The organism is Hydrogenophaga sp., from assembly GCF_051007235.1.
Lineage (GTDB): Bacteria > Pseudomonadota > Gammaproteobacteria > Burkholderiales > Burkholderiaceae_C > Hydrogenophaga.
The window spans coordinates 1-2,697 of sequence record NZ_JBPCSJ010000491.1 but is presented as its reverse complement, the minus strand read 5'-3'; the positions used below and the strand labels follow the sequence as shown (position 1 = coordinate 2,697).

General features: G+C 66.6%; 2 protein-coding genes and 1 pseudogene. All 3 read right to left on the bottom strand.

What is annotated here, in order from left to right:
* Positions 1-29: 29 nt before the first annotated feature.
* A complete protein-coding gene (locus ACR2JA_RS17300) occupies positions 30-887 on the bottom strand; it encodes an ABC transporter permease subunit (protein ID WP_434010312.1) in 858 nt (285 codons plus the stop codon).
* Positions 888-1,029: 142 nt separating this feature from the next.
* Complete coding sequence (locus ACR2JA_RS17295) at positions 1,030-2,058, bottom strand: ABC transporter permease subunit (protein ID WP_434010311.1); 1,029 nt, start codon at positions 2,056-2,058, stop codon at positions 1,030-1,032.
* A gap of 172 nt (positions 2,059-2,230) precedes the next feature.
* Positions 2,231-2,671 (bottom strand): annotated as a pseudogene (locus ACR2JA_RS17290) (ABC transporter substrate-binding protein); the annotation flags it as partial.
* Positions 2,672-2,697 lie beyond the last annotated feature (26 nt).

Sequence of the window (2,697 nt, the reverse complement as noted above, 5' to 3'; positions counted from 1 at the left end):
CGCGCGCAGCGCGGCGGGGGTGTTCCATATCAAGAAGCGGACTTGAGCTTCGGGTCCAGCGCGTCGCGCAGACCGTCGCCCACCAGGTTGATGGCCAGCACCGACAGCAGAATGGTCAGGCCGGGCAGCGTCACCACCCACCAGGCGCTTTCGATGTAGTCGCGCGCCGAGGCGAGCATGGTGCCCCACTCGGGCAGCGGCGGTTGCACACCCAGCCCCAGGAAGCCCAGCGCCGCGATTTCGAGGATGGCGGCCGAGAAGCTCATGGTCGCGTGCACGATCAGCGGCGCCGTGCAATTGGGCAGCACGGTCACGAACATCAGGCGCAGCGTGCGCGCGCCCGACAGGCGCGCGGCGGTCACGTAGTCGCGCTGCAGCTCGCTCAGGGCCGAGGCGCGCACCAGCCGCACGTAGGCCGGCAGTGAAACCAGTGCGATGGCGATCATGGCATTGATCAGACCCGGGCCCAGGATGGCCATGATGGCCACGGCCATCAGCAGCGAGGGCAGTGCCATGACGATGTCCATCACGCGCATGATGGCCGCGTCCACCCACTTGCCGGCGAAAGCCGCCACCAGCCCCAGCAGCACGCCGGGCACCAGCGCCAGCAGCACCGACACCAGGCCCACCAGCAGCGACAGCCGCGCACCGTGGATCAGGCGCGAGAGCAGGTCGCGGCCGAGTTCGTCGGTGCCCAGCAGGAACTGCGAAGTGCCGCCGGCCCAGACCGGTGCCTGCAGGAAATGCTCGCGGTACTGTTCGATCGGGCTGTGCGGTGCGACCCAGGGTGCGAACACCGCCAGCACAACCACCACGGCCATGAACAGCAGCCCGGCCACGGCCCCTTTGTTGTGCGAGAAGGCTCGCCAGAATTCAGTGAGGTTCATTCAATGTTCTCCGCACAGCAGTGGAGTGGATGACGATCCGGCGCCGGGCCGCCCCAAGCCGGATCAGCCCCCGGACACGGCAAGGACCGGGCCCCTCCCCATTCTTGGGGCAGCGACCCGCGCAGCGGTGGAGCGTGGGGGCTCATGACGTGACTCGGATGCGGGGGTTGGCCACGCCGTAGAGCAGGTCCACGGTGAAGTTGGTCAGGATCACCAGCGTGGCGACCAGCAGGATGCCGTTCTGCACCACCGGGTAGTCGCGCCGGCCGATGGCCTCGATCAGCCACTTGCCGATGCCCGGCCAGGAGAAGATGGTCTCGGTCAGCACGGCGCCGCCCATCAGCGTGCCGACCTGCAGGCCGACCACGGTGAGCACCGGGATGAGCGCGTTGCGCAGCGTGTGCACGAAGATCACGCGCAGCGGCGACAGGCCCTTGGCGCGTGCGGTGCGCACGTAGTCCTCACGCAGCACCTCCAGCATGGACGAGCGCGTCATGCGCGCGATGACCGCCAGCGGGATGGTGCCCAGCACGATGGCGGGCAGGATGAGGTGGCGCACCGCATCGACAAAGGCGCCAGCGTTGAGTTCGGGGTCGGCGCGCTCGGCCAGCCAGGCGTCGATCAGCATGAAGCCGGTCTGCGGCTGCACGTCGTACACCAGGTCCAGGCGCCCGGACACCGGAGTCCAGCCCAGGCCCACCGAAAAGATCAGGATCAGCAGCAGGCCCCACCAGAAGATGGGCATGGAATAGCCGGTGAGCGCTGCCGTCATGACGGTGTGGTCCAGCCACTTGCCGCGCTGCACCGCGGCGAGCACCCCGGCGATCAGGCCGAACACCAGGGCGATGAGCAGTGCGCACAGCGCCAGCTCCAGCGTGGCCGGGAACAGCGACTTGAACTCGGACCAGACGCTGGCCTGCGTCTTGAGCGACTGGCCCAGATTGCCCTGCGCCAGGTCGGCCAGGTAACGGCCGTACTGCACGTACAGCGGCTGGTCCAGGCCCAACTTCTGCAGCGCCGCGGCGTGCAACGCGGGGTCGAGCGTGCGCTCGCCCATCATGACCTCCACCGGATCACCCGGGATCAACCGGATGAGCGAGAAGGTCAGCAGCGTGATGCCCAGAAAGGTGGGAATGAGCACCAGCAGCCGTTGGAGAAGGTATCTCAGCATGAGAGAACACTCCTTGTTGTTATGCAAAGGCAAAAAAAGAATCAGGCGTCACGGATGACGCCTGAAACCTGACCGGGACAAAGTGCCCCTTCCAGAACGCGGCGGAACCGGCTCCGCCGGGCCGCACGCGTTGCCCCCTGGGGGGTGACGCCGCAGGCGGCGCGGGGGGAGCTTACTTCACGCCAACGCCTTCGAAGTTGTAGTCGCCGAACGGGCTGATCACGAAGCCGGTGACGTTCTTGCGCATCGGCTGGTTGACCGTCGAGTGGGCGATCGTCGTCCACGGCAGGTCCTTCTTGAACACTTCCTGAGCCTTCATGTACAGCTCGGTGCGTTCCTTCTGGTTGGTGCTGTTGCGGGCCTTGAGCGTGTAGCCATCGAACTCCTTGCTGCAATAGCGCGCGTAGTTCGAGCCGCCCACGGCTTCGCAGGTCAGCAACACGCCCAGGAAGTTGTCCGGGCTGGCGTAGTCGCCGGTCCAGCCGATCAGGCCGGTGTCGTGCTCGCCGTTCTTCATGCGCTTGAGGTACTCACCCCACTCGTACTGCGTGATCTTGGCCTTGATGCCCACCTTGGCCCAGTCGGCCTGGATCATTTCGGCCATCAGCTTGGCGTTGGGGTTGTAGGGGCGCTACACCG

Coding starts and splice junctions, on each gene's coding strand:
- ACR2JA_RS17300 (WP_434010312.1), bottom strand. CDS start 887: ATGAACCTCACTGAATTCTGGCGAGCCTTCTCGCACAACAAAGGGGCC.
- ACR2JA_RS17295 (WP_434010311.1), bottom strand. CDS start 2,058: ATGCTGAGATACCTTCTCCAACGGCTGCTGGTGCTCATTCCCACCTTT.